Here is a 23,928-nt window from a genome sequence, read left to right on the forward strand (position 1 = left end):
TTGGATGCAGCGCGATGTGATTTTTTTGTAGGGAGGCGGCGTCAGTCCTGCCCGCCGACCGGGATGGCGAGGTCGGCGACCTCGGTTTCGGTCTTCACCTTGTAGGGCGGCAGAGCTTTCTCGCCGCGCTTGGTTTGCGGGGCGAAGCGATTGAGCAGGCGGATTTCGATCTCGGGATCGGCCGGCAGGGGCTGGTCCAGCGGAACGATCAGGTTCCGCGTGCCTTTATCCGGCACGATCACATCTTTCAGATCCTGCGCCAGCACGATTTCTGTGCCGCTGCGGATTTCTATGACGCCGTCCAGCCGCGCATGGGCGTTGCCGGTATTGGCGAGGTCCAGTCCGATGGCCGGATCGCCGCTCGCGGTGACGGTCAGGCGGCTGGCCATGATTTTCGGGTACGAACGCGCCTTTCCGGCTGTCAGGCTGAACAGGGAGGCGATCCGGTGCTTCTGCCAATGGCCGGCTTCGTCCTTCATGACGGAAGAGGCCAGCAGGGCGACGCGATAGTCTCCTGTCCGGACCAGCGGCTCTGGCGTGGAGAGATTGATGACCACCTGCTTTGACTGTCCGGGGGCGAGCGAAACCGTCGGCGCGCGGTAGCGGGTCCAGGATGCGGCAGAGGAGTCGCTTTCTCCGGCGGGCGTGAAGACCGGCGCGCCGTCTTCATCATAGGCCCAGTCGGCGAGCGCCAGGGAAACGGAAACGGGATGGGCGGGATCGAGGTTCGCGACGGTCACGACCTGCCGCATCGGCTCGCCGGGGTCGAGTTCCAGTTCCACGCTGGCGGGCTGAAGTCCTATCCGGCCCTCTGCCTGTGCCAGGAACGCAGCGCTCCCGGCGGCGAGGACAGCCGCAAGGAAGCTACGAAATGGCAGTCTGGCAGGCATGGCGCACGTCCCTGAAGGGCCAGCAATTCATGACATGATCGTAAAAGAACCTTACCACCCGGTTTAGATTTCCCTGCGAGCCAGCGCTTGATGGAAACCGGGGGGAAGGCTAATCGCGAAGCTTCATGGTGAAACTGACTCCCAAGGCAAAGCGCAAGAAACGCAAGCACATCGCTGCCGACCTCTCGACCCGCGAGGGTCGGGCGCGGGCGCGGCGCGAAATGGTCTGGCAGGACCACGGGTTCCTGCGCGCGATCTACCAGAACCTCCACCAGATCTCGCCGGACATGTACCGGTCCAACCAGCCGTCTCCCGCCAAGGTGATGAAATACGCCCGCGAGCTCGGCCTGCGGACCATCCTCAATCTCCGGGGCGAGAGCACCAAGGGCTATTACCTGCTGGAGAAGGAAGCCTGCGAACAGGCCGGCATCACGCTGATCGATTTCCAGGTTTTTTCCCGCGATACGCCGACCCGTGAAGCAATCTTCGCGGCGCGCGACCTGTTTGAGACGATCGAATATCCGGCCCTGATGCACTGCAAATCCGGCGCGGACCGGGCCGGGCTGATGGCTGTGCTCTACATGCTGCTCAAGGAAAAAGTGCCGTTCCATCAGGCGACTGAACAGCTTTCCTTCAAATATCTGCACATCAAGCACGGCAAGACCGGGATGCTGGATGCCTTCTTCCAGGCCTATGCCGATTTCAATGAAGGCCGGCCGGAGGACGAGTGGAAGCCCTTCCTCGACTGGATTGCCGAGGACTATGACCGGCTGCAGGTGAAAGAGGACTTCCTGCGCGATTTCGGCAAGGGCGTTCAGGTCGACAAGATCCTGCAGCGCGAGTAGCCGGCAAACCGGAACGCTTCCCCCACAGCGGGATTCATGCTTCGCTCAGCCCTGATACCGGTGAGGGAGACGCCGATGCGCACGATCACGCTTGCGGGGCTGGCATTTGCCGCCGCGCTGACCGGATGTGGCGGTTCGAAGGACAGTCACGACCAGCTGGTCGACACCTGCATCGCCGAAGGCGAAGCACCGGAAACCTGCGCCTGTATCGTTGATGCCATGGAGGCCAAGCTCAGCCCGGACCTGTTCAAGCGCTCCGCAGTGGCGATCTCCCGCGAAAAGCGACCGGTTGGCGAATATATTCTCAGCCTGTCGGACGATGAAAAGATGCAGTTTTTCGACGCCGAGCAGGAAATGGAAACGTGCGAATTGTCGGCCACAGAGGACGAGTAAGCGCGCAGGATAGTGCAAATCTGCACCAGCTGGGGCGGGTCAGGTTCGTTTCTGACGAGTATTTGCGTGACGAACAGGGTTAATCCCCTTAGATTCCGATTTGCTCCAGAAAGGGGAAGACCATGAAGTTCTTTATTATCAACAGCTTCCGTACGATGATCTACGTGGCCTATATCGCCGTCATCGTATCGGGGATCGCGCTGGGCATTTACAACAAGGGTGAATTCACGGGCGAACTCGTGGGCCTGACGGGCACGCTGGCCCAGGTGGCGGATTTCGCGGTGTTCACCGTGGGCGGCTGGATCGCAGCCAGCCTGATCTGCGGCCTGATCGTGACGCTGCTCGACATCCGGGACGATATCAACGACCGGCTGCCGGATGCGCGCCGGGACGACTGATCAAGTCCTTGCGGGGGATCACAGGGCCGCCGGCGGAAACGCTGGCGGTCTTTCATTTGGGAAGGAACGGATATGAATTCGACACAGGTGGCCGCGCTTTATGTCGGGGTGAACATTGCGCTTCTGGTTGTGCTGGCCGTGTGGGTGATGATGCACCGGCGGTCCGCGCAGGTCTCGGTCGGTGATGGCGGGAATGACACGCTGGCGCTGCGGATCCGGACGCATGGCAATGCCAGCGAATACGTTCCGGCCTTCCTGGTCGGCCTGTTCATGACGGCGGCCCTGGGCAGTTCGGCCATGCTGGTCCATGCCCTTGGCGCGAGCTTTACGGCGGGCCGCCTGTTGCATGCCGTTGGCCTGTCGGCATCGATCATGGCGTCCCGCGCGCTGGGCATGCTGCTGACCTGGGTTCCGATGCTGATCGTCGCCGGGCTGCTGATCTGGCAGGGCAGTTTCTGACACGGGGAGTTGCGCCTGCAGAAGCCGCAGGCCATCTAGCGCGCATGGCTGATTTTAAAACCCCGCCGGCAGATCTCCTCGCCGGCCTTATTGAGCAGTGCCGCAAAGCTGGCGCAGACGCAGCAGATGCCCGTATCGGCGAGACGGATGGCGTCGGCGTTGCAGTGCGGGACGGCAAGCTGGAAAGCATTGAGCGCGAGGAGAGCGTCTCGGTCGCGCTGCGCTGCTTCTACGGAAAGCGCCAGGCGCATGTGTCCAGCGCCGACCTGTCGCCCGATGGGCTGAGACTGCTGGCCGAACGCTGCGTGGCGATGGCGAAAGCCGTGCCGGAAGACAAGTATTGCGGCCTGCCGGACGCCTCCATGCTCGCCAAAGGCGATCTCGACATGGACCTGTCCGGAGAGCCGGAAATGCCGGCTGAGGCGCTGGAAGAGCGCGCATTGGCCGCCGAGGCGGCTGCGCTTGGCACGCCGGGGATCAAGACGGTGGCCGGGTGCGGCGCCTCCTGGAACCGCTCGAAGCGCTGGGTCGCTGCCTCCAATGGCTTTGCCGCATTCAAGACCGGATCGTCCACCAGCCTGGGCCTGTCCGCCGTGGCGGAAAAGGACGGCAAGATGGAGCGGGATTATGATTCCTGGTCAGTCCGCTTCCTCAATAAAATGCCGTTGCCAGAGGAAGTGGGCAAAACGGCGGGCGACCGGACCATCGCCCGTCTCGGCGCGCGCAAGCTTGGGACGCAAAAGGCCGCCGTCATCTATGACCGGCGCGTTTCGGCCAGCCTGATTGGCGCCTTGCTGGGTGCCATTTCCGGGCCGTCCATTGCGCGCGGCGTCTCTTACCTGAAAGAACGGATGGGCGAGCAGGTGTTCGCCAAGGGGGTCTACATCACCGACGATCCGTTCCGGGACATGGGCATGGGTTCGCGCAGTCATGATGGCGAGGGCCTGCCCGTTCATGAGACGCACCTGATCGAAGATGGCCGGCTGACCGCCTGGCTGCTGAACACGCCATCGGCAAAACAACTGGGCCTGCAGCCGAATGGCTTTTCCGCCCTGGGCTTCGGAGATCCGCCGGGGGTGACCACATCCAACATCTATTTGCGGGCCGGAGAGAAAACGCCGGAAGAACTGATGGCCGGAGTCGGCCAGGGCCTGTTGGTGACCGATATGTTCGGCCCGTCCATCAACCCCAACACGGGCGATTATTCCGTTGGTGTGGCCGGCTTCTGGTTCGAGAATGGCGAGATCGCCTATCCGGTGTCCGAAGTGACCATCGCCGGGGACCTGCCATCCATGTTTTCGCGTCTTGTGCCGGCGTCCAATCTGGAATTCCGCGGCACGCGGGATGCGCCAAGTATTCTTGTGGAAGGGATGAGTCTTGCGGGCAGCTGAGCGGACGCTCCTCGAAGACCTGGACACAATGCGGGCGCTTGCCCGTGAGGCCGGCGAGCTTGCGGTCTCCTATCAGCGCGGTGGGCAACCAAACCGCGTCTGGCACAAAGCCGGGGGCAGCCCGGTCACCGAAGCCGATATCGAAGTGAACCGGCTCTGCGCGGCGCATCTTCAGCGCGCGCGGCCTGAATATGGCTGGTTGTCCGAAGAGACGACCGACAGCCTTGAGGCGCGCCGGAAGCAGCGCTGCTGGGTGGTCGATCCGATCGACGGCACGCGCGCCTATATGCGCGACGATCCGAACTGGTGTGTCGCGCTGGCCGTGATCGAAGAAGGCCGCGCCGTGGCTGGTGTGCTCTATGCACCGAGGCTGGACCGTTTTTACGAGGCCTGGCATGCGGGCGGCGCCTTCCTGAACGGGCAGGCGATCCGCGTATCGGCCTGTTCGGAAGAGACCGGCTGCCGCCTGATCACCAATGAAGGCATGCTCGAGCATCCGGCCTGGCCGGAACCCTGGCCCCAAGTGGTGATCGCCCGGCCGAAACCCAACTCGACCCTGCTGCGCATGGCGCTGGTTGCGACCGGCGAATGGGATGCAACCGTGACGCTTGCGGGCAAGTCCGATTGGGACCTTGCCGCCGGGACAGTGCTCGTCGAACAGGCGGGGGGAGTCGTCTCCACCCACCGGGGTGAACCCCTTGTGTTCAATCAGGAAGTTCCTGCGCAGCGCAGTGTCATAGCGGCTGGCGCCGGGCTTCACCCTCTGTTAGTGCGCAGGACAGGATTTGTGGGTATACCTGACCCACAGGAAAGGGCGGCCAGCGCCGCCACAACCACGGAGCAGAAGAAAATGGGCGACGCCCCGAAAAGCCAGCAGCAATTGCTGCACATCGTGTTTGGCGGTGAGCTGAAGGACGTGACCGGAATTGAGTTCGAAGACTTGTCCAAGATGGACTTTGTCGGTGCCTTCTCGAATTACAAAGATGCCTATGACGCCTGGAAATCAGCGGCGCAGCGCACGGTGGACCACGCCGAAATGCGCTATTTCATCCTGCATGCCCACAAGCTGCTGGATCCGCTGACGGGGGATCACCATCACGTCTGATCAGGAGCACCCGAAGGCGCAGCGGGGGAGCCTGCGGAGATTGTTCGCGGCCTATTTCCGGCCGCACCTCGGCTGGTTCATCGGCGGCACGCTGATGGCGCTGGGCACATCCTTGTGTGCCATGGCCTATACTTATGTCCTGAAGCTGATGGGCGACCGGCTGGAAGCGAGCTTTGGTGCCACCGGATCAGCTGATTCCGGCTGGATCCTGCACATCGGGGCGGCAATTGTCGCCTTGGCGGCGGCACGCTCGCTGACCATGTACCTGATGACGCTGCTCAACAATACCGGCGTCCAGCGCGGCCTCGTCAGCATGCAGGCGCATGAGTTCGAATCGCTGATCGACGGCGACTTTGCGCGGTTTTCAGAAGATGCGTCCGGCGGCTTCGTTTCGCGCTTTATCAATGACGTGAACGCCATCCGCGACGCGGCCCTGCGCTTTGCCAACAATTTCACCAAGAGCACAGCCACCACGATCGGCTGTCTTGCCGTGATGGCCTGGATCGACTGGCAGCTGACCCTGCTGATCCTCGTCGCCTATCCGATTGCTTTCGCCCCGGTCATCAGCCTCGGCAACCGGGTGCGCAAGCGCTCCCGCCGGGCCCAGAAACAGGTCGGCGAGATGACGTCGCTCCTGTCTGAAGGTTTTCAGGCGGCCCGCGTGATCAAGGCGTATGGCCTCGAATCCTACCAGAAAGGCCGCGCGCGCAGCGGCTTTGCCGAACGTTCGCGCCTGTTCCTGAAAGTCCTGGCCGACCGGGCCGCTGTCGATCCGATCCTCGAAATTGCGGGCGGTGTGGCGCTGGCCGGTATTCTGGGCTTTGCGGCCTGGCGGATATCGCTGGGCCAGATGTCCCTCGGCGACCTGCTTGCCTTCATCGCCGCGCTGGGCGTTGCCTCGCCGGAGATCCGCGCGCTGGGCACGCTGAACTCGGTCGCGCAGGAAGGCGGCGCTGCGGCGGACCGCGTGTTCGAGATCATCGAAGCCAAACCCGTGATGGCCGACCGGCCGGGGGCAGGGCGCTTCGGCAAAGTGTCTGGCGATGTCTCTTTCGAGGACGTGGTCTTCTCCTATCCGGACGGGACGCCCGCCCTGAAAGGATTGAGCTTCAAGGCTGAACCCGGGGAGACGGTCGCCATCGTTGGCCCGTCCGGTGCCGGCAAGTCCACGATCTTCAATCTGCTGCTGCGCCTCTACGACCCCGTTTCCGGCGAGATTCGCGTCGATGGGCAGGACATCCGTACGATGACCGGCGAAAGCCTGCGCGCGAACATGGGCCTCGTCGCGCAGGATTCGGCCCTGTTCGACGACACGGTCCAGGCAAACATCGCACTCGGCCGCCTGGGCGCCACCAAGGCGGAGATCGAAGTCGCCGCCCGCGCAGCGTTCGCGCACGAGTTCATCATGGCCTTGCCGCAGGGCTATCAGTCTCCGGCGGGCGAGATGGGGCGGAACCTGTCCGGCGGCCAGCGCCAGCGCATTGCGCTTGCCCGGGCCATCCTCCGCAGCGCGCCGATCCTGCTGCTGGACGAAGCCACCTCCGCCCTCGATGCCGAAAGCGAGTCCCGCGTTCAGCAGGCGCTCAGCGATTTCAGCCGCGGGCGGACCGTTCTGATCATCGCCCACCGCCTGTCCACCGTTCGCGCCGCTGACCGCATTCTCGTGGTCGAGGATGGCCGTGTGGTCGAGCAGGGGACGCATGACAGCCTGCTGGCCTGGGATGGCGCCTATGCCCGCCTCGTGAAGCTGCAGCTCAGCTAAAGGCGAGTTTAGCCAAGTCCACCTACCTGTTTTCCAAATTGCCGGCGTGCAATCGTCCCCGCAGGGCGGTCCGGGATGTGGCCTTGCCCGATATCCTGTGAAGCGACAGATGCCGGGGCGCCAAACAAAAACCCCGCGAAGCGAACTTCGCGGGGTTTTCTGTATCGTTTGCCTGAAGCGCCTTAGTTGGCCAGCGCCTTCTCGACCTCGCGGGCAGCGTTCTCGAACTGGTCGACCGCGGTGTCGCTGGCGAGCAGGCGGCGGGCCGCTTCGGTGGCGGCGTCAGCGGCTGCGCGGCGCACTTCTTCGGTTGCTTCGACTTCAGCGCGGGCAATCCGCGCTTCCGCGAGGGCTTCACGGCGTGCGAGACGCTCGGCGATATCCTTGCGGGTCTCTTCCATGATGCGCTTGGCGTCGGCCTTGGCCTGTTCGATCATGGCCTCGGCTTCCTTGTCGGCGTCCTGGGCCTTGCGTTCAGCGGCAGCCAGGGCGTCAGCGGCCTGTTCGCGCAGGCTGGCGGCTTCTTCCAGTTCCTTGCGGATGGCATCAGCGCGGGAGTCGAGACCGCCGATCACGGTCTTGAATGCGCCCATGCGCCAGGCAATCGCAACAAAGCCGAGGAAGGCCAGGAAGGCGGTGAATGTGACGGGGTCCGTCGCGGCATAAGCCAGGCCGCCAAGGAAGCCGCCACCGCCATGACCGCCAGCGGCGCCATGTTCGGTTTCAGCGGCAAAAGCAGGCAGGGCCGATGCGGCGATAGCGGAGAAGAGGACGATGCGTTTCATGGTCTTACTTCTTCTCCATCGCGGCCGAGACGGCAGACTTCAGGTCACCGGCAGAAGCTTTGAGACCGAACCGGGCTGTCATGGCCTCGGCGGTATCGACAGCGATCTGCTCGACATTTGCCATTGCGCTTGAACGAAGCGTCGCGATGCGGGCATCGGCCGTTTCGAGTTTCTTGGCGATCTCGGCATCGACGCGAGCAGTTTCGGCGGCCATTTCGGCCTCCATCTTCTCACTGGCCTTTTCCGAGGTTTCGCGGGCCTTGCTACGGGCCTGCGCGACGCGCAGTTCGAGGGCCTGCTGGGCTTCGGTCGCCTGGTCGTTCAGGCGGGCTGCCTGATCGAGATCCGAAGCGATCCGGTCGGAACGTTTTTCCAGCGTGTCCGACAGTTTCGGCAGGATCCAGCGCGACATCGCCAGATAAAGTGTCGTGAACAGGATGACGAGCCAGAATACCTGGCCCGGCATGTGCCAGGTCTCGAACGGCGGGAAAGCCGGCGGTGCGTCGTCCGGCGTGTGCCCGTGGGCAGCGCCTTCAGCAAGCAATGCGATCAGCATCAGGTTACCTCTGCGTCGGAATACGACAGGATCGGGCCGGCCGGCAAGAGTGCCGCCGGCCCGTTCAGTCTGGACGTAGGTCTATTAGACCACGAACAGGATCAGGATGGCGACGAGGAACGACAGGATGCCGAGCGCCTCGGAGAGAGCCATACCGATGAAGAGGTTGCCGGTCTGCTGCGGGGCAGCGGACGGGTTGCGCATGGCGGCGTCGAGGAACGAGCCGAAGATGTTGCCCACACCGATTGCAGCACCGATCATGCCGAGCGTTGCGAGGCCAGCGCCGACATATTTGAGGCCGAGGGTGATATCGCCTTCCATTGGGTGTCTCCTTGTTGGAATGCTTAAGGTTTCGAAAGTTTGCCGCCCGTGAAGCGTGTTCGGTGGGAGGCGTCAAGCGGTTTTGGTGCGGCCTAGACGCCGCACCGGCGAACTGGGTCCTAGTGGGAGGGGTGCAGAGCGTCGTTTAGGTAGACGCAGGTCAGGATCGCGAAGACGTAAGCCTGAAGACCCGCAACCAGGAATTCGAGTGCGTTGAGTGCCACGCCCATGGAAAAGGCGAGGATTGCAACCGGAATGTAGGCAATGCCGGCGCCGATCAGCGACACGGCGAAGCCTGCGAACAGTTTCAGCATGATGTGACCGGCCAGCATGTTGGCGAACAGACGCAGCGCCAGGGTCAGCGGACGGGCAAAGAACGAGATGACCTCGATCGGCACCAGAAGGAAGTAGATCAGGAACGGCGCGCCCGACGGGGCGAACAGTTTGAAGAATTTCAGGCCGTTCTTGTAGAAGCCGTAGCCGATCACGATGGAAATCACGAGCAGGGCCAGCGCACCGGTCACGATGACGTGGCTCGTTGTGGTGAAGGCGTACGGCACCATGCCGATCATGTTGGCAAAGAACAGGAAGAAGAAGAGCGTGAAGACGAACGGGAAGAATTTCAGGCCTTCCTCGCCGGCAGCGCCGCGAACCATGTCCGCCACGAAGCCGTAGCCGATCTCGGCCATCGACTGCAGGCGGGACGGGACGAGAAGGCCCTTCGAAGCTGCCACGCCGAAAAAGGCGATGGTCAGCACCACGCCCAGCAGCATGAAGCCGGAGGCATTGGTGAAGGACAGGTCAACGCCACCAATGTTCAGGTCCAGCCATTTGCTGACCTGGAACTGGTGGATCGGGTCGATCGCTACGCTCGGCAACAGGAAGTTCATTCGTCCTCAGTCCCGTCTTCTTTTGGGGCGTCTTGCCCCTGTGTCATTTCCAGCGCCCGAGCATTCAGCTCTTTGTAGGCGCGCATTATAGCCCGGATGCCTGCAACGAAACCAAGGGTCCCGCCAATCAGCAATCCCCAGGGTTTCGTGCCTGCGAACTCGTCGATCCAGAAGCCGATAAAGCCTCCGACAAAGACATTGGCACCAAACTCGGCGCCGTAACGCAGGGCATAGCCCCCTGCCGAGAGACTGGTCCCGTCTGCCTGTTCATCGCGCCGCTTACTTGCCTCACGCTCATCGCGGGCCGCTTTTGCCTTGGCGATGCGCTCGCCGAGGTCGTTCGGTCCCTCGTTGGACATGATTTCAGATGCTCCGCAGCCGCGAATCCTTGCCGACGGGGCTTCCCCCCGGATTTCGGCGCAAACTATGTATGGGGGCTGTCCAAGTCAACCGGATATGCAGATTGCTATATCCCTGTTTTTTCTTGAATAATTTTCACGATGTGTGCGCTACTCCGCCGCAACAAGCTCTTCGGCGGCCTGCAGGTCCACAGAAACCAGCTTTGAAACGCCCTGTTCACGCATCGTAACCCCGAAAAGTCGGTCCATCCGGCTCATCGTGACAGGGTTGTGGGTGATGACGACAAAACGGGTATCCGTGCGCTGGCGCATCTCGTTCAGCATGTTGCAGAAGCGGTCGACATTCGCGTCATCCAGCGGGGCGTCCACCTCGTCCAGCACGCAGATCGGGGCCGGACGCGAGAGGAACACCGCGAAGATCAGCGCCGCTGCCGTCAGCGCCTGCTCGCCGCCGGACATCAGGTTCAGCGTGCCCAGCTTCTTTCCGGGCGGCTGGGCGAAGATTTCGAGGCCCGCCTGCAGCGGATCATCGGCATCGACGAGGCGCAATTCTGCCTGGCCGCCGCGGAACAGCGCCGTGAACAGGGCCTTGAAGTGCTCGTTCACCTGTTCGAACGCCTTGATGAGGCGGTCGCGGCCTTCCTCGTTCAGCGCTTCGACGCCCTGGCGCAGCTTGGCGATGGCCTTGGTGAGGTCTTCCCGCTCGATGACCTGTGCGCCGAGGCGTTCTTCCATTTCGGCCGCTTCTTCCTCGGCTTCCATGTTCACGCCGCCCAGCTGGTCGCGGGTGCGGCGCAGGTCTTCAACCCGGCGCTCGATGTCGCGGGGCGTGAACTCGCCCATATCCTCTTCGTCGAGCCCGGCTTCCGCGATGGCCAGCAGGCCTTCGGGCGTGCGCTGGAAATTGTTGCGGGCGATCTCGACCGATTCTTCGAGCCGGCTTTCCGCGGTTTCGAGTTTCACTTTCCAGCCGGCGAGGGATTCGCGCGCCTCTGAGGCGGCGGCGGAGGCGCGTCGGGCCGCAAACTCAGCTTCGCGGATCGCGGCTTCCTTTTCGGACAGACGGTCCGCCGCTTTCTGGCGTTCTGTTTCCAGCGAGGCGACCTCGGCGGACATCGCGTCGATCTCGGCCGCGAGCTGTTCCGGCCGGGTCTTTGCAGCCAGCGCTTCGGCGGCTGCCGCAGAGCGGCGCTCCAGCAGGCGGCCCACACGTTCGGACGCGGCAGCGATGCGGCTGGTCCAGGTCTGGACATCACGTTCCAGTCCCTGACGCCGGGCGGCGGCCTGTTCGCGGCCGCGGGTGATGTCGGTCAGGCGGCCGCGCGCTTCGATTTCGGCGGTGCGCGATTCGGCAACGGCGGCCCGGGCTTCGGCCAGGCGGGCTTCCAGCTGGCTTTCCTGCTCGCGGCTGTCGGACGGCGCGATCAGGGCAAGGTTTTCATTGACGACAGAGAGTTCCGACTCGGCCCGCGACAGGGCTTCGCCAGCCGTATCGCGTTTCATTGCGGCCCGTTCGGAGGCCTGCGCGGCTTCGGTGACCGTGCTGCGGGCCATGTTCAGTGCGCGCTGGGCCGGGGCGATTTCATAGCGGCAATTGCGCAGTGCTTCTTCTGCGGCGATCCGGGCCTCTCGGGCGGCGGCGAATTCCGCTTCGCGTGCGGCCAGCGTTTCCTGGAGCGGGCCCAGTTCGGCGAGCGCCGCTTCGAGGCGGGCCTGCTGTTCGAGGCGGGCCGCAGCACTGACCGGCGCATCCGGCGTGCGGGCAAACCCGTCCCAGCGCCAGAGATGGCCTTCCTTGGAGACGAGGCGCTGTCCGGGCTTCATCTCATCGGCGAGGCGAGCGCCTTCTGAGGCATCGACCAGCCCGCACTGTGACAGGCGGGCGGCAAGTTCACCCGGCGCGTCCGTGTACTGAGACAGCGGTGTGGCCCCGTCCGGCAGGACCTGCCCAACCGCGTCGGCGCCGCCCCAGTACATGGCAGCGGCCTTGTCGGTCGGGGCTTCGATGTCATCACCAAGCGCCGCCGCGACCGCCTTTTCATAGCCGTCACGTGTCCGGATGCGTTCCACGACGGGCGGCGCGCTCGGCCCTTCCGCCTTGCGAAGCAGTTTGCGTAGCCCGCCGATCTCGGCTTCCAGTTCGCGGACGGCGCTCGCCGCCTCATCGCGTTTGGGCTGCGCGCTGGTCTCGGCATCGCGCGCGGTGGTGAGGCGTTGTTCCGCGTCTTCGACGGCGCGCTCAGCGGCCTGAAGGGCGGTTTCCGCTTCTTCCTCGGCCGCCTTTGCCGCCTTCAGCTTGCTGACAAGTGTGACAGCATCTTCCAGGGCGGCCATGTCGGCGCGCAGGCGCTCGGCCTCTGCGGTCAGCTGTGCCTTGCGGCGGGTCTGGGCGGCGGCTTGTTCTTCCGTGGCCTGACGGCGGGCGCGGGCTTCGGACAGGCGTGCCTGTGCGTCGTCGGCGGCCTGCTCGGCGCGGACAAGGTCGGCCCGGGCGGTTTCAAGAGCGGCGCGGGTCTGGGCCTCGGTTTCGGCATTGGCGGTTTCGTCCTCGACCGGCAGGGCCGAGAGTTCAAACTTCGCGTTGGCCAGCGCTTCTTCCGCTTCGGTCTTGGAGGCCTGCTCGCGCTCGATGTCTTCCATCAGGCGGGTGGCTTCCGATTGCAGCCGGTCATGCGTATCGGCGGCGACCTTGCGTTCGGTTTCCAGTTTGGCCAGCGCGATCCGCGCCTGACCGAGCTTTGCCGCGACGAGGCTTTCCGCTTCGCGCAATGGAGCGAGGCCTTCGCCGGCTTCGACGCGGGCTGCTTCAGACACTGCATCCTGGCGGGAGGCTTCCTCTACCTGGCGTTTCGTCTCTTCGAGTTTTTCCCGCGCGGTTTCGCAAGCGAGTTTCGCCTCATGCCAGCGCAGATGCGCGACCAGTGCGTCGAGTGCGAAGATCTCTTCCGACAGTCTCTTGTAACGGCGGGCTTTCGCCGCCTGCCGCTTCAGGCTGGCCAGCTGGCGCTCGACCTCGGCGGAGACTTCGGACAGGCGTTCAAGGTTGGCCTCCGCGGCATTCAGCTTCAGCTCTGCTTCGTGGCGGCGTGTGTTGAGGCCCGCGATCCCGGCCGCTTCCTCTAGGATGCGGCGGCGGTTCTGCGGCTTCGAGCCGATCAGTTCAGAGATCTGCCCCTGACGGACCAGCGCCGGGGAGTTCGCACCCGTGGAGGCATCCGCGAACAGGAGCGTGATGTCCTTCCCGCGAACCGTGCGCCCGTTCAGCTTGTAAGATGTCCCGGCGCCCCGGCGGATGCGCCGCACGATTTCCAGCGTGTCGGACCCATTGAATTCCGGCGGCGCCGTCCGGTTCGAATTGTCGAGGATCAGCGTGACCTCAGCAGTCTCGCGGGCCGGACGTCCGGCTGAGCCGGAGAAGATGAGGTCGTCCATCTCCCCGCCGCGCATGGCCCGGGCGGAGCTCGCCCCCATGGCCCAGCGCAAGGCTTCGAGGAGATTGGACTTGCCACAGCCATTCGGTCCGACAATCCCGGTCAGGCCCGGTTGGACGGGCAAATCCTGCGGATCGACGAACGACTTGAAGCCGGCAATGCGAAGTTCAGTTATCTGCATTCCGGCCCCTTGTCTTATGGTTGGTCTGTGGTTTCCGGCACGCCTGCATCATCGCCAGCGGCGGTCGGCTGGGGGGCGGTGTCTTCAGCCGGAGCGGCCGTTTCGGTGTCGTCGGCCGGGGCATCTTCGCCCAGCAGGCCATCAATATATTTCGAGAAGCCTTCGGCCGATCCGAACTCACCGCCGAACAGGTGTTTCTCGCCATTGATGATGAAAGTCGGGGTCGAGTCGACGCCCCACTTCTCCGTGGCGACCTGATACTTGTCGGCCAGCGCGGTGCGATAGTCGCGGTTTTCCATACAGGCGTCGAACTGGGCCGTGGTCTCGATACCGTGACGCTTGCCGATCGTCTGCAGCGCGCCTTTCAGCGTACCGTTCTGGGCGGCGGTAACGACGCCCACCTGATTTGCGAACAGGTCATCCAGCACGTCGAAGAACTGGCCGTCCCCGGCGCACATGGCCAGTACATAGGACGGCACGTCCGGTTCGTGGATCGGGAATTCGCGGAAGACGAACTTCACCTTGCCGGTAACGACGTATTTTTCGCTCAGTGCCGGAAGAATGTCGTCATGGAAGTATTTGCAGGCCGGGCAGGTCGGCGATGCGTATTCGATGATCGTGATCGGGGCGCTCTCCGAGCCTTTAACATGGTCGCCCTTCGAGATCGAAGGAACACCGGTTGCAGAGCCGCCATCGCCGCCGCCACAAGCAGCAAGCATCAGCGCCGAAACAGCGGCCAGGGCGGAGCGTCTCGAGAGAAGGTTCATGATCATGGCTTTCGCGTTAAGGATTGAGTCGATTGGGTTGCCAACTGGTTAACGGAAGCGGGGGCTGCTGTTAACTTTTGGCGTGCGTTCAGTTGGTTTCAGGGGCGGCTTTGGCCAGTTCCGCGTCGAGGAAAGCGGTGAAGCCTTCCGGCGTCATCATGGCTTTGGTGGCCGGATGGACTGTGCCGTCGACAATGAAGGTCGGCGTGGCGTGAATGTCATATTTCTCCGCCGATTTTTCGACTTCCAGCATGTCAAAACGGATATCCATGTCCTGATAGCAGGCGTCCAGTTTCTCCCTGTCGGTAATCCCGTAGGGCGTGCCCACAATCTGCAGTGTGCCCGGAAGCGTCCCGACCTGCGCGGCGACAAAGATCTCCTCCTGACGGGCGAAGATGTCTTTGAGGTAGGAGAGGCCGTTTTTCTTCGGCAGGCAGCGGGCCTGGGTCAGGATCGTCCTGTCGACCGAGTTGCGGACCCATTCGCGCATGATGAAGCGCACCTTGCCGGTGGAGATGTAGGTCTCTTCAACGATCGGCAGGATGTCTTCCGCGAACTCCTTGCAGTGGCTGCAGGTCGGCGAGAAATACTCGATGACGGTGACAGGCGCATCGGCCTGGCCTTCCACCCAGCCAAGCTCCATCGCGGTATCTGGTTCCGTTGATGCGTCCTGGGCCATGGCAGGCGCGGCAAGGGTGACGCAAGCGAGCGCGGCGATGGCGAGGCGTCGGGTCAGTCCTGACATGATCAATCCCGTGTGTTCCTTGGATTGTCAGCGGTTAGCATGGCAGCGCCGAGCGCAACAATTGCCTGTCGCAGCCCTTTGTCCTGAATGCCGGCCGTGCTCGCTTCGAGGTCAGCGCGCTCTTTTGGGGTCAGCGGGCGGATGACGCGGCGCGGCTTGACGGTTTCGGTGGTCGTCAGGGCGCCCTGAACCAGTTTGATCGAAATCACATCGCCGCCCGCCGCGACGGAGACGCGCTGGCGGATGGTCTCCGACTGGTGCTGAACCATCGGTGCCGCCTGGGGCAGGACGCGCAGGGTCAGCACCCGCCCGTCCTTGCCGCCGCTGAGGCGTTCGGGGCGGCAGAATTTGTAGAGCTGCTCTCCGGCAATCTCCCGCCAGCGGCGTTTCAGGACCTGGATCGGCGGCAACTTTTTCGCGCCGGACTTGCGGGTCAGGCGTTCAGCCGCCACGCCGACCTTTGACATGCCCGGCGTGGCTGCCCGGCCCCGCATATAGCGCAGGCGCACCCGCGCGCGGGCCTCCTCGATGGGATCGATGCTTGATCTGGTCACCATTGATCTGAGATTGCACGGGAATGATGACAACGGGAAGGCAGGCTGTGCCGAAACACGAGGATTTGAACAAACTGCCTGCAGATCTGCTTGCCTGGTTCGACCGGCATGGGCGCGACCTGCCCTGGCGCATGGCGCTGGGCGAGCGGCGCGATCCCTACCGTGTCTGGCTGGCCGAGATCATGCTGCAGCAGACGACCATCCCCCACGGCACGCCGTATTTCCACAAATTTACAGACCGCTGGCCAAGCGTGGAGGCACTGGCCGCGGCGAAGGATGAGGAGGTCATGACGGCCTGGGCCGGGCTCGGTTATTATGCCCGGGCCCGGAACCTGCTGAAATGTGCGCGGGAGATTGCGGAACGTGGCAGCTGGCCGGAGACGGCGGTGGAGCTGAAAAAGCTGCCGGGGATCGGCCCTTATACGGCAGGCGCTATTGCCGCGATTGCGTTCAATCAGCCAGCCGCCGCGGTAGACGGGAATGTCGACCGGGTCTTTGCGCGCCTCCTGGCCCTCAAAGGCGACTGGGCGCAGGAGAAAAAACGCCTCCACAAGGAAGTGGAACGGCTTGTTCCGGAAGGCCGTCCGGGGGACTTTGCCGAGGCGCTGATGGACCTCGGCGCGACCGTGTGCACGCCCACAAAGCCGAACTGCCTGATCTGTCCGGTGTCCGGCTATTGCCGCGCCAAGGCGGAAGGCGAACCGGAACGCTACCCCATCAAGCCGCCGAAGAAGGCGAAGCCCGTCCGGCGCGGCGCTGCTTATGTGGCGATCCACAAGGGCGACGTCCTGCTGCAGCGGCGGCCGGACAAGGGCCTGCTCGGCGGCATGGCCGGCCTGCCGACCAGCGACTGGGTGGAAGGCGAACGGTCAGATCCTGTCCCGCCCTTCAAGGCAAGCTGGGAAGAGATCGGCGAAGTCCGCCACGTCTTCACGCATTTCGACCTGCGCCTCACCGTGCAGCGGGCAGACCTGCCGCGCCGCCCGAAGGCCGACGGCTTCTGGGTGCCGCTGGATGAGGTGGAGGGCCTGCCCAGCGTCTTTGCCAAGGCGTTCCGGCTGGCGATTGCGGGCAAATAGGCTGACCGCAAGAATCGGGTCGCCTGCACCAGCCTCAGAGGGAAAGACCTCGGCAAGTCTGCCTGAGAGGTCTTCCGATGATTGCATTGCTCGTCTTCCTGTTCCCGCTCGCCTACAGCCCCGGCCCGGGAAACATGTTCTTTGCGGCCAATGGGGCCCGCTTCGGTGTTCGGGCCACCATCCCGGCCAGTGCGGGCTATCACCTCGCCACATGGATCGTGACGGTGGCTATTGGGTTCGGGTTTATGGCAACGCTGGAACGTTTGCCGGGTCTGTTCGTGGCGATCAAATGGGCGGGGTCGGCCTATGTACTCTATCTCGCCTGGAAGCTGTTCCGGGCTGGCGCGGTCGAGACTGTCGAAGATGCGCGACCGGCGGGGTTCATGGACGGGGCGGTTCTGCTGGTCCTGAATCCGAAAGCCTATGTCATCATTGCCCTGATGTTCAGCCAGTTCCTGAACGGGTCAGGCGGCTCCCATACCGGCGCCGTGCTTTGGATCACGACCGTGTTCACGCTCAACAATCTCGTGGCCTTCACGGTGTGGACGCTGATCGGAGACAGGATCGCGGCCCAGTTCAGCGAGGAACGCCATGCGCACCTGCTGAACAGGCTGTTCGGCCTTGTCCTGGCAGGTGTCGCCATCTGGATGATGGTGGGCTGACGCCGTTTGCGCGCGGTCTTGCGGAGCCTAGTTCAGCCCCATTTCTTCGCGATAGCGCCGGCGCAGCAGGTCGATCGGCGCAAGGTCGCGCTTTTCGGTCTCATAGTGCCAATAGGTCCAGCCATTGCAGGCCGGGGCCTGCTGGACATGGGCGCCGAGGCGGTGGATCGAGCCGGAATGGTTGCCCGTCGTCAGCGAGCCGTCGACGCGGATGCGCGCCTGGTAGCGGCGCTGCGGGCTGAACAGGCGGTCGCCCGGCTTCAGCCAGCCGCTGTCCAGCAGCGCGCCGAACGGCACGCGCGGCAGGGACTTCTTGCTCTTCTCGGTTTCCAGCGCTTCGCCGTCGATGGGCTGGATGGATTTCAGCCGCGCACGGGACAGGCGGGCATAAGTTTCGTCGCGCTCGATGCCGATATAGTTGCGGCCGAGGCGTTTTGCGGCGGCGGCGGTGGTGCCGGTGCCGGAGAACGGGTCGAGCACGGTGTCGCCGGGATTGGTCGTCGCCAGCAGGACGCGGTGCAGCAGGCTTTCCGGCTTCTGCGTCGGGTGGGCCTTCTTGCCGTCCTCATCCTTCAGCCGCTCGCCGCCTGTGCAAAGCGGGATCAGCCAGTCGGACCGCATCTGCTTGTCCTCGTTGAAGACTTTCAGCGCGTCATAATTGAAGGTGCATTTGGAGCGTTCGGACTTGCCGGCCCAGATCAGCGTTTCGTGCGCGTTCTGGAAACGGGTGCCCTTGAAATTCGGCATCGGGTTCGACTTCAGCCAGATCACGTCATTCTGGATCCAGAAGCCCTGATCCTGCAGGATCGCGCCGACGCGGAAGATGTTGTGATACGAGCCGATCACCCAGATCGCGCCGTCATCCTTCAGGACGCGGCGGCATTCTTCCAGCCATTGGTGGCAGAACAGATCGTAGGCGTCGAAACTGTCGAACTTGTCCCAGTCATCGTCCACGCCATCGACGGTCGACTGGTCCGGACGGGTCAGGCCGCCGCCAAGCTGGAGGTTGTAAGGCGGGTCCGCAAAGACGAGGTCCACCGACCGGTCCGGCAGGCGGGAAAGGATATCGATGCAGTCGCCCTGCATGATGACGTTCTTTTGCAATTCCATAGTACAGCCCCGAATACGCAACGCGTGAAAGACAGAAGCCCGAATCAGTGCGTCGCTCCGGTTAGCGTTTCCCTAACCGCGCCGCCTCGTTCCGGCTCCGAATCGTTCCGGAAGCGAAACTAAAGGCTGATTCGTGTTGTGGATAGGGCTGTGTGGCGATCTGTGGAAAACCCTGTGAATTACTGTGCAATTCGTGAGGCTGTCTGCCGGGATTGGAAGTAGGCCGAAAATCGGATTAGGAAGCGCCGCATGATAATCGACCTCGATCTCATCCTCTCCTTCGCCAACCCCATTGGTGCGTTCGTGTTCGCCCTGTCCGGCGGCATTGTTGCCGTGCGCAACAAGATGGACATTTTCGGTGCCGTCGTGCTGGCGATCATCACGGCTGTCGGTGGCGGCACGATCCGCGACATCATCCTGAACCAGCCGGTTTTCTGGCTGTATGATGCGGTGATCATCTGGTGCGCCATTGCGGGTGGGTTGATGGCGTTTTTCCTGCACAGTTTTGTCGATGCATTCAAACCGATCCGCTGGGCCGACGCCCTGGGCCTCGCCATCTTCGCGATTGCCGGCGCCGCCAAGACTGCCAGCCTAGGGCACGATCCGCTGTTCGTGGTGATCATGGGCATCCTGACCGGAACGGGCGGCGGCGTGCTGCGCGATGTCGTCGCGAACCGTGATCCGCTGTTGCTGAAGGAAGAGATCTACGCAACCGCTGCGATGGTGGGCGCGGGTCTGTATGCCGCGCTGCATTTCTCGGGCGTTCCGGAGGGCTGGGCGTTTGCGGCCGGCGGGCTGGTCGCGTTTGTTTTGCGCGGGGCCGCGCTGGTCTTCGGCTGGCACCTGCCGAAGAGCCAGCTGTAATTCCTGTTGCAGGTTCGGTGTACGACCTTTCGGTAAGGTGCGTTTGACCGGCCGGCGTGGTATTCTCCAGCCTATGAAACGGGATAATCCGCCGGTTGGGCACGCCGAAAAGGTGCGCTCTGTGGCCCTGTCGCGAAGTGCGGCGGCGCAGTCCAGTCTTGCCGCCTCATGGGCGCGCTCGATGAAGACTTACGGCCTGGAGCCGGACACCCCCGGCAATGCCGATGCCCGGCTGGAGCAAACCGAACTCCACCAGCGCCGCGATGGCCTCGGCCGGATCCTCGCCACCTCCGCGCCCGTGATGGACCGCCTCTATGCCAGCCTCGGCCTCGCCGGGTGCAGCGTCTTCCTTTCCGATACCGAAGGCGTGGTGATCGACCACCGCATGGCCGACAGCGATGGCGCACTGTTCCGCGCCGCCGGGCTTTGCGAGGGCGGCGTCTGGTCCGAAGCGGTGCAGGGCACGAACGGCATCGGCACGTGCATCGCCGAGCAGCGCGCGGTCACGATCTATCGCGACCAGCACTTCCACGACCGCAACACGGTGATGAGCTGCATGGGCGCGCCGGTGTTCGACGAGCATGGCGGGATTGCCGCCGTGCTGGATGTGTCTTCCTGCCGGGATGACCTGACCCAGCCCTTCGCGGCCCTGATCGCGCAGACCGTGACCGATGCGGCCCGCCAGATCGAAGCCGATCATTTTCAGAGTGCGTTTGCTTCGCGGCGCATCCTGCGCGGGTCCGGAGACGGGCAGAAAGGCGCTGTGCTGCTGGCCGTGGATGGCGACGATCTCGTGGTCGGCGCAACCCGCGCCGCCCGGGCGATCTATGGCCTGGGGCACGATAACCGGATCGATCCGCGCCCGGCCGGAGACCTGTTCGGAGATTCCGAACAACGCGGTGTCGGTCTCGAAAGTGCCGAGCGCCGCGAACTGCGCAGGGCCATCGCCCGGGCGAATGGCAACATGGCGGCTGCTGCCCGCGCCCTCGGCATCAGCCGGGCGACGCTTTACCGCCGGATGGACCAGCTCGGTCTCTCCCGCGACTGATTTCCACCAAATGTGTCTCATTCCTGAGACACATCACGCATTTCACCGGATTGACGCGGGCTGACAGCCGCCCGCCGCAGGCAGAACATTCCTCCCAGTCTTCGCACCCGACGAAGAGCGCCAATGATCTGGAGGAAATGACATGGCCGACACACAGATTCTCGACACATCCGAAATGAAGGCGCCGTTCCGTGAACGGTATGACAATTTTATCGGCGGCAAGTTCGTTGCGCCAAATGCCGGGCGCTATTTCGACAACACCTCCCCGGTGAACGGCAAGGTGATCTGCCAGATCGCCCGGTCCGATGCCAGCGACATTGATATGGCGCTGGACGCCGCGCACGCTGCGAAAGACGCCTGGGGCAAGGCCTCGGTGGCCGACCGCGCGGGCATGCTGAACAAGATCGCTGATGTGCTGGAGGAAAACCTCGAACTCATCGCCACCTGCGAGACCTGGGACAATGGCAAGCCGATCCGCGAGACCATGGCCGCCGACGTGCCGCTCGCCATCGACCATTTCCGCTATTTCGCAGGCTGTATCCGCGCGCAGGAAGGCAGCATTTCAGAGATCGACCATGACACGGTCGCTTATCATTTCCATGAACCGCTCGGCGTGGTTGGCCAGATCATTCCGTGGAACTTCCCCCTCCTGATGGCGGCATGGAAACTCGCCCCGGCCCTGGCCGCCGGGAATTGCGTGGTGCTGAAGCCGGCCGAGCAGACCCCGGCCACGATCATGGTGTTTGCAGAGCTTATCGCCGACATCCTCCCACCTGGCGTGCTCAACATCGTGAACGGCTTTGGCCTGGAGGCGGGCAAGCCGCTCGCCTCCAGTAACCGCATCGCCAAGATCGCCTTCACCGGCGAGACGACGACGGGCCGACTGATCATGCAGTATGCGTCCGAAAACCTGATCCCGGTGACGCTGGAACTGGGCGGCAAGTCGCCGAACATCTTCTTCGAGGATGTGATGCGTGCGGACGATGACTATCTCGACAAGGCGATCGAAGGCTTCGTCATGTTCGCCCTGAACCAGGGCGAGGTGTGCACCTGTCCGTCGCGCGCGCTGATCCATGAAAACATCTATGACCGCTTCATGGAACGCGCCCTGAAACGCGTGGCCGAGATCAAGCAGGGCAACCCGCTGGACCCTGCCACGATGATCGGCGCGCAGGCCAGCTCCGAGCAGAAAGAGAAGATCCTCTCCTACTTCGACATCGGCCGCCAGGAGGGCGCCGAAGTGCTGATCGGCGGCGAGGCGGCCAATCTCGGCGGGGATCTTTCCGGCGGCTATTACATCCAGCCGACGGTTCTCAAAGGCCACAACAAGATGCGTGTGTTCCAGGAGGAAATCTTCGGTCCGGTCGTCTCCGTCACGACGTTCAAGGACGAAGCGGACGCTCTCGCCATCGCCAATGACACGCTCTATGGCCTCGGCGCCGGTGTGTGGAGCCGCGAGGCGAACACCTGCTACCGCTTCGGCCGCGGCATCCAGGCCGGGCGCGTGTGGACCAATTGCTACCACGCCTATCCGGCCCATGCGGCGTTCGGCGGTTACAAGCAATCGGGCATCGGCCGGGAGAACCATTCGAAGATGCTGGATCACTACCAGCAGACCAAGAACATGCTGGTCTCCTACTCTCCGAAGAAGCTCGGCTTCTTCTGATCCTGCCGCGGTGTGGCGGCAGGGGACGGTCCCGGTGGCAGCTTAGGCCGGGGCCGTCCGATCCTTTCCGGAGGTCATCCGATGACAGAAGATAACAGACAGCCCCCGCGCGTGACCGCCACGGATGCGGCGCGGCGCCTGATTGCGGAAATCCGGCAGGACTATCCGGAGATCCTGTTCCACCAGTCCGGCGGGTGCTGCGACGGGTCCAGCCCGATGTGCTACCCGGCAGACGATTTCAAGGTTGGCGAACGGGATGTGAAGCTGGGCGAGATCGACGGCGTGCCCGTCTATATCTCCGCCAGCCAGTTTGAGGCGTGGAAACATACGCAGCTGATCCTGGATGTGGTGCCGGGGCGGGGCGGCATGTTCTCGCTGGACAATGGACGGGAGCAGCGCTTCCTGACGCGAAGCCGCGTCTTCGATGCGGGCGAATTGGATGCGCTGGGCTGAGGTCTAGAGGTCCAGCGCCATCTGGCCGCCCGGCTGAACCGGCGGGGCGAACAGATCCGTGCGCAGGGACGGACGGGCATTGCCGAGGCCGAGCCGCTTTGTTGCCCGGGCGAAGCGTTTCGCGATCAGGTCCGCCACCGGGCCGCGCCCGCGCATACGCTCGTTCCAGCGGGCGTCGTAATCCTTGCCGCCGCGCATGTCGCGCATGGTGTTGATCACCTTTGCGGCCCGGTCGGGCACATGCTGGACCAGCCATTCATGGAACAGGTCCTTGATCTCGTGCGGCAGGCGCAGCAGCACATAGCCCGCGCCGCCTGCGCCATGGGCGGCGGCAGCTTCCAGCAGGGCCTCGATCTCATGATCGTTCAGCGCCGGGATGACCGGCGCCGTCATCACGGTGACCGGAATGCCCGCCTCGCTGAGGGCGCGCACCGTTTCCAGCCGCCGCTGCGGCGTGGCGGCGCGCGGCTCCATCTTGCGGGAAAGCGCGCGGTCCAGCGTTGTGATCGACACGCCGGCCCGGACCAGGCCTTTTTCGGCCATGGGGGCCAGCAGGTCGATGTCGCGCTGGATCAGGGCGGATTTCGTCAGCAGGCTGACAGGGTGGTTGTGCGCCGCCAGCATTTCCAGCACCTGCCGGGTCATCTTGTAGGTTCGTTCGATCGGCTGGTAGGCGTCGGTGTTCATGCCCAGCGCGATGGGGCGGCAGACATAGCCGGGGCGGGAAAGTTCCCATTCCAGCTGCCGGATCGCATTGGTCTTGTAGAAAAGCCGGCTTTCGAAATCGAGACCGGCGGACAGCCCGTGGAAGGCATGGCTGGGCCGGGCAAAGCAATAGATGCAGCCATGCTCGCAGCCGCGATAGGGGTTGATCGTCCGGTCGAAGGAAATGTCGGGCGAGCGGTTGAAGGTGATCACCGTCCGCGCCGTTTCCGGCATCACCAGCGTCTCGATCCGGGCGGCATCCTGTTCGATCGTGTCCCAGCCATCATCGAAGGCGAAGCGGGTCTCTTTCTCGAACCGTCCGGTCTGGTTCGAGACAGCCCCCCGTCCGCGCTGTGTGGCGCGTTCGGTGGCGGCCTGTGTGTCGATCAGGCTGACACGGCCTTTGGGGGAGAGTTTCTGTCCGGTGCGCATGCTGGCAGAAGGCCACGCAGATCAGAACAAATCAAGAACAAAATTGGCAGAAGGACGTCGTTTCCTGTGGATGGGCC

The 23,928-nt window shown here is 63.6% G+C and carries 25 protein-coding genes; 13 read left to right on the plus strand and 12 right to left on the minus strand.

Annotation, left to right across the window (positions count from 1 at the left end):
* Window positions 1-41: 41 nt before the first annotated feature.
* Window positions 42-890, minus strand: coding sequence for a hypothetical protein (locus HAD_RS09650; RefSeq protein WP_035570748.1), 849 nt, complete (start codon window positions 888-890; stop codon window positions 42-44).
* A gap of 125 nt (window positions 891-1,015) precedes the next feature.
* On the opposite strand from HAD_RS09650, the gene HAD_RS09655 reads away from it, so the two are divergent.
* The 7 genes from HAD_RS09655 to HAD_RS09685 all read left to right on the plus strand — a co-directional run bounded on the left by HAD_RS09655 (window position 1,016) and on the right by HAD_RS09685 (window position 7,243).
* Window positions 1,016-1,735, plus strand: coding sequence for a fused DSP-PTPase phosphatase/NAD kinase-like protein (locus HAD_RS09655; protein WP_051596087.1), 720 nt, complete (start codon window positions 1,016-1,018; stop codon window positions 1,733-1,735).
* A gap of 75 nt (window positions 1,736-1,810) precedes the next feature.
* A complete protein-coding gene (locus HAD_RS09660; RefSeq protein ID WP_035570750.1) occupies window positions 1,811-2,128 on the plus strand; it encodes a hypothetical protein in 318 nt (105 codons plus the stop codon).
* 122 nt (window positions 2,129-2,250) lie between these two features.
* Window positions 2,251-2,526 (plus strand): hypothetical protein, encoded by a 276-nt coding sequence (locus HAD_RS09665; RefSeq protein ID WP_034768723.1) that lies wholly within the window; start codon window positions 2,251-2,253, stop codon window positions 2,524-2,526.
* Window positions 2,527-2,598: 72 nt separating this feature from the next.
* Window positions 2,599-2,985 (plus strand): MAPEG family protein, encoded by a 387-nt coding sequence (locus HAD_RS09670; RefSeq protein WP_035570752.1) that lies wholly within the window; start codon window positions 2,599-2,601, stop codon window positions 2,983-2,985.
* 44 nt (window positions 2,986-3,029) lie between these two features.
* A complete protein-coding gene (locus HAD_RS09675; protein WP_035570753.1) occupies window positions 3,030-4,376 on the plus strand; it encodes a TldD/PmbA family protein in 1,347 nt (448 codons plus the stop codon).
* Window positions 4,363-5,481: an inositol monophosphatase family protein gene (locus tag HAD_RS09680; RefSeq protein ID WP_241765338.1), complete on the plus strand. Its 1,119-nt coding sequence runs from the start codon at window positions 4,363-4,365 to the stop codon at window positions 5,479-5,481. Before HAD_RS09675 ends, HAD_RS09680 begins: the two co-directional genes overlap by 14 nt.
* A 40-nt stretch (window positions 5,482-5,521) precedes the next feature.
* The gene (locus HAD_RS09685) at window positions 5,522-7,243 is read left to right on the plus strand and encodes an ABC transporter ATP-binding protein (RefSeq protein ID WP_241765339.1); all 1,722 of its coding nucleotides are present in this window, start codon (window positions 5,522-5,524) and stop codon (window positions 7,241-7,243) included.
* Between the two features lie 182 nt (window positions 7,244-7,425).
* On the opposite strand, the gene HAD_RS09690 is transcribed toward HAD_RS09685, so the two are convergent.
* The 9 genes from HAD_RS09690 to HAD_RS09730 form a co-directional block, all read right to left on the minus strand.
* Window positions 7,426-8,028 carry a F0F1 ATP synthase subunit B family protein gene (locus tag HAD_RS09690; RefSeq protein WP_051596088.1) on the minus strand — a complete coding sequence of 201 codons (603 nt, stop codon included), beginning with the start codon at window positions 8,026-8,028 and terminating at the stop codon, window positions 7,426-7,428.
* A gap of 4 nt (window positions 8,029-8,032) precedes the next feature.
* Window positions 8,033-8,584, minus strand: coding sequence for a F0F1 ATP synthase subunit B family protein (locus HAD_RS09695; RefSeq protein WP_035570757.1), 552 nt, complete (start codon window positions 8,582-8,584; stop codon window positions 8,033-8,035).
* An 84-nt stretch (window positions 8,585-8,668) separates the two neighbouring features.
* The gene (locus HAD_RS09700) at window positions 8,669-8,905 is read right to left on the minus strand and encodes a F0F1 ATP synthase subunit C (protein ID WP_034737903.1); all 237 of its coding nucleotides are present in this window, start codon (window positions 8,903-8,905) and stop codon (window positions 8,669-8,671) included.
* A 119-nt stretch (window positions 8,906-9,024) separates the two neighbouring features.
* On the minus strand, window positions 9,025-9,795 hold the full coding sequence (locus HAD_RS09705; RefSeq protein WP_035570759.1) for a F0F1 ATP synthase subunit A: 771 nt from the start codon (window positions 9,793-9,795) through the stop codon (window positions 9,025-9,027).
* Window positions 9,792-10,154, minus strand: coding sequence for an AtpZ/AtpI family protein (locus HAD_RS09710; RefSeq protein ID WP_051596089.1), 363 nt, complete (start codon window positions 10,152-10,154; stop codon window positions 9,792-9,794). The genes HAD_RS09705 and HAD_RS09710 overlap by 4 nt, the downstream gene beginning before the upstream one ends.
* A gap of 150 nt (window positions 10,155-10,304) precedes the next feature.
* A complete protein-coding gene (smc, locus tag HAD_RS09715) occupies window positions 10,305-13,766 on the minus strand; it encodes a chromosome segregation protein SMC (protein ID WP_035570761.1) in 3,462 nt (1,153 codons plus the stop codon).
* 14 nt (window positions 13,767-13,780) lie between these two features.
* Window positions 13,781-14,533 carry a thioredoxin domain-containing protein gene (locus tag HAD_RS09720; protein ID WP_162177493.1) on the minus strand — a complete coding sequence of 251 codons (753 nt, stop codon included), beginning with the start codon at window positions 14,531-14,533 and terminating at the stop codon, window positions 13,781-13,783.
* Window positions 14,534-14,621: 88 nt separating this feature from the next.
* Complete coding sequence (locus HAD_RS09725) at window positions 14,622-15,278, minus strand: thioredoxin domain-containing protein (RefSeq protein ID WP_035570762.1); 657 nt, start codon at window positions 15,276-15,278, stop codon at window positions 14,622-14,624.
* A gap of 2 nt (window positions 15,279-15,280) precedes the next feature.
* Entirely contained in the window at window positions 15,281-15,835 is a 555-nt protein-coding gene (locus HAD_RS09730; protein WP_035570765.1) for a DUF721 domain-containing protein, read from the minus strand.
* A 20-nt stretch (window positions 15,836-15,855) separates the two neighbouring features.
* Between HAD_RS09730 and mutY the strand changes: the two genes are divergently transcribed.
* The gene (mutY, locus tag HAD_RS09735; RefSeq protein ID WP_241765340.1) at window positions 15,856-16,911 is read left to right on the plus strand and encodes an A/G-specific adenine glycosylase; all 1,056 of its coding nucleotides are present in this window, start codon (window positions 15,856-15,858) and stop codon (window positions 16,909-16,911) included.
* Window positions 16,912-16,988: 77 nt separating this feature from the next.
* A complete protein-coding gene (locus HAD_RS09740) occupies window positions 16,989-17,573 on the plus strand; it encodes a LysE family translocator (protein WP_035570769.1) in 585 nt (194 codons plus the stop codon).
* A 27-nt stretch (window positions 17,574-17,600) separates the two neighbouring features.
* On the opposite strand, the gene HAD_RS09745 is transcribed toward HAD_RS09740, so the two are convergent.
* On the minus strand, window positions 17,601-18,683 hold the full coding sequence (locus HAD_RS09745) for a site-specific DNA-methyltransferase (protein WP_035570772.1): 1,083 nt from the start codon (window positions 18,681-18,683) through the stop codon (window positions 17,601-17,603).
* 249 nt (window positions 18,684-18,932) lie between these two features.
* Here HAD_RS09745 and HAD_RS09750 point away from each other — a divergent pair, with 249 nt between their 5' ends.
* The 4 genes from HAD_RS09750 to HAD_RS09765 all read left to right on the plus strand — a co-directional run bounded on the left by HAD_RS09750 (window position 18,933) and on the right by HAD_RS09765 (window position 22,714).
* On the plus strand, window positions 18,933-19,547 hold the full coding sequence (locus HAD_RS09750) for a trimeric intracellular cation channel family protein (RefSeq protein WP_035570773.1): 615 nt from the start codon (window positions 18,933-18,935) through the stop codon (window positions 19,545-19,547).
* Between the two features lie 73 nt (window positions 19,548-19,620).
* A complete protein-coding gene (locus HAD_RS09755; protein WP_035570774.1) occupies window positions 19,621-20,595 on the plus strand; it encodes a GAF domain-containing protein in 975 nt (324 codons plus the stop codon).
* Window positions 20,596-20,737: 142 nt separating this feature from the next.
* Window positions 20,738-22,261: an aldehyde dehydrogenase gene (gene adh / locus HAD_RS09760; protein ID WP_035570775.1), complete on the plus strand. Its 1,524-nt coding sequence runs from the start codon at window positions 20,738-20,740 to the stop codon at window positions 22,259-22,261.
* Between the two features lie 81 nt (window positions 22,262-22,342).
* Complete coding sequence (locus tag HAD_RS09765; protein WP_035570776.1) at window positions 22,343-22,714, plus strand: DUF779 domain-containing protein; 372 nt, start codon at window positions 22,343-22,345, stop codon at window positions 22,712-22,714.
* A 3-nt stretch (window positions 22,715-22,717) separates the two neighbouring features.
* On the opposite strand, the gene HAD_RS09770 is transcribed toward HAD_RS09765, so the two are convergent.
* A complete protein-coding gene (locus HAD_RS09770) occupies window positions 22,718-23,851 on the minus strand; it encodes a PA0069 family radical SAM protein (protein WP_035570777.1) in 1,134 nt (377 codons plus the stop codon).
* Window positions 23,852-23,928 lie beyond the last annotated feature (77 nt).

The organism is Hyphomonas adhaerens MHS-3, from assembly GCF_000685235.1.
In the GTDB taxonomy this organism is placed as follows: Bacteria; Pseudomonadota; Alphaproteobacteria; order Caulobacterales; family Hyphomonadaceae; genus Hyphomonas; species Hyphomonas adhaerens.

What these genes read in the sequence shown, in the direction of transcription:
- HAD_RS09755 (WP_035570774.1), top strand. Translation starts at nt 19,621, where the DNA reads ATGAAACGGGATAATCCGCCGGTTGGGCACGCCGAAAAGGTGCGCTCT.
- HAD_RS09740 (WP_035570769.1), top strand. Translation starts at nt 16,989, where the DNA reads ATGATTGCATTGCTCGTCTTCCTGTTCCCGCTCGCCTACAGCCCCGGC.
- HAD_RS09705 (WP_035570759.1), bottom strand. Translation starts at nt 9,795, where the DNA reads ATGAACTTCCTGTTGCCGAGCGTAGCGATCGACCCGATCCACCAGTTC.
- HAD_RS09695 (WP_035570757.1), bottom strand. Translation starts at nt 8,584, where the DNA reads ATGCTGATCGCATTGCTTGCTGAAGGCGCTGCCCACGGGCACACGCCG.
- HAD_RS09665 (WP_034768723.1), top strand. Translation starts at nt 2,251, where the DNA reads ATGAAGTTCTTTATTATCAACAGCTTCCGTACGATGATCTACGTGGCC.
- HAD_RS09660 (WP_035570750.1), top strand. Translation starts at nt 1,811, where the DNA reads ATGCGCACGATCACGCTTGCGGGGCTGGCATTTGCCGCCGCGCTGACC.
- HAD_RS09770 (WP_035570777.1), bottom strand. Translation starts at nt 23,851, where the DNA reads ATGCGCACCGGACAGAAACTCTCCCCCAAAGGCCGTGTCAGCCTGATC.
- HAD_RS09650 (WP_035570748.1), bottom strand. Translation starts at nt 890, where the DNA reads ATGCCTGCCAGACTGCCATTTCGTAGCTTCCTTGCGGCTGTCCTCGCC.
- smc (WP_035570761.1), bottom strand. Translation starts at nt 13,766, where the DNA reads ATGCAGATAACTGAACTTCGCATTGCCGGCTTCAAGTCGTTCGTCGAT.
- adh (WP_035570775.1), top strand. Translation starts at nt 20,738, where the DNA reads ATGGCCGACACACAGATTCTCGACACATCCGAAATGAAGGCGCCGTTC.
- HAD_RS09675 (WP_035570753.1), top strand. Translation starts at nt 3,030, where the DNA reads ATGGCTGATTTTAAAACCCCGCCGGCAGATCTCCTCGCCGGCCTTATT.
- HAD_RS09690 (WP_051596088.1), bottom strand. Translation starts at nt 8,028, where the DNA reads ATGAAACGCATCGTCCTCTTCTCCGCTATCGCCGCATCGGCCCTGCCT.
- HAD_RS09750 (WP_035570773.1), top strand. Translation starts at nt 18,933, where the DNA reads ATGATAATCGACCTCGATCTCATCCTCTCCTTCGCCAACCCCATTGGT.
- HAD_RS09765 (WP_035570776.1), top strand. Translation starts at nt 22,343, where the DNA reads ATGACAGAAGATAACAGACAGCCCCCGCGCGTGACCGCCACGGATGCG.
- HAD_RS09720 (WP_162177493.1), bottom strand. Translation starts at nt 14,533, where the DNA reads ATGAACCTTCTCTCGAGACGCTCCGCCCTGGCCGCTGTTTCGGCGCTG.
- HAD_RS09725 (WP_035570762.1), bottom strand. Translation starts at nt 15,278, where the DNA reads ATGTCAGGACTGACCCGACGCCTCGCCATCGCCGCGCTCGCTTGCGTC.
- HAD_RS09700 (WP_034737903.1), bottom strand. Translation starts at nt 8,905, where the DNA reads ATGGAAGGCGATATCACCCTCGGCCTCAAATATGTCGGCGCTGGCCTC.
- HAD_RS09710 (WP_051596089.1), bottom strand. Translation starts at nt 10,154, where the DNA reads ATGTCCAACGAGGGACCGAACGACCTCGGCGAGCGCATCGCCAAGGCA.
- HAD_RS09655 (WP_051596087.1), top strand. Translation starts at nt 1,016, where the DNA reads ATGGTGAAACTGACTCCCAAGGCAAAGCGCAAGAAACGCAAGCACATC.
- mutY (WP_241765340.1), top strand. Translation starts at nt 15,856, where the DNA reads ATGATGACAACGGGAAGGCAGGCTGTGCCGAAACACGAGGATTTGAAC.
- HAD_RS09670 (WP_035570752.1), top strand. Translation starts at nt 2,599, where the DNA reads ATGAATTCGACACAGGTGGCCGCGCTTTATGTCGGGGTGAACATTGCG.
- HAD_RS09745 (WP_035570772.1), bottom strand. Translation starts at nt 18,683, where the DNA reads ATGGAATTGCAAAAGAACGTCATCATGCAGGGCGACTGCATCGATATC.
- HAD_RS09730 (WP_035570765.1), bottom strand. Translation starts at nt 15,835, where the DNA reads ATGGTGACCAGATCAAGCATCGATCCCATCGAGGAGGCCCGCGCGCGG.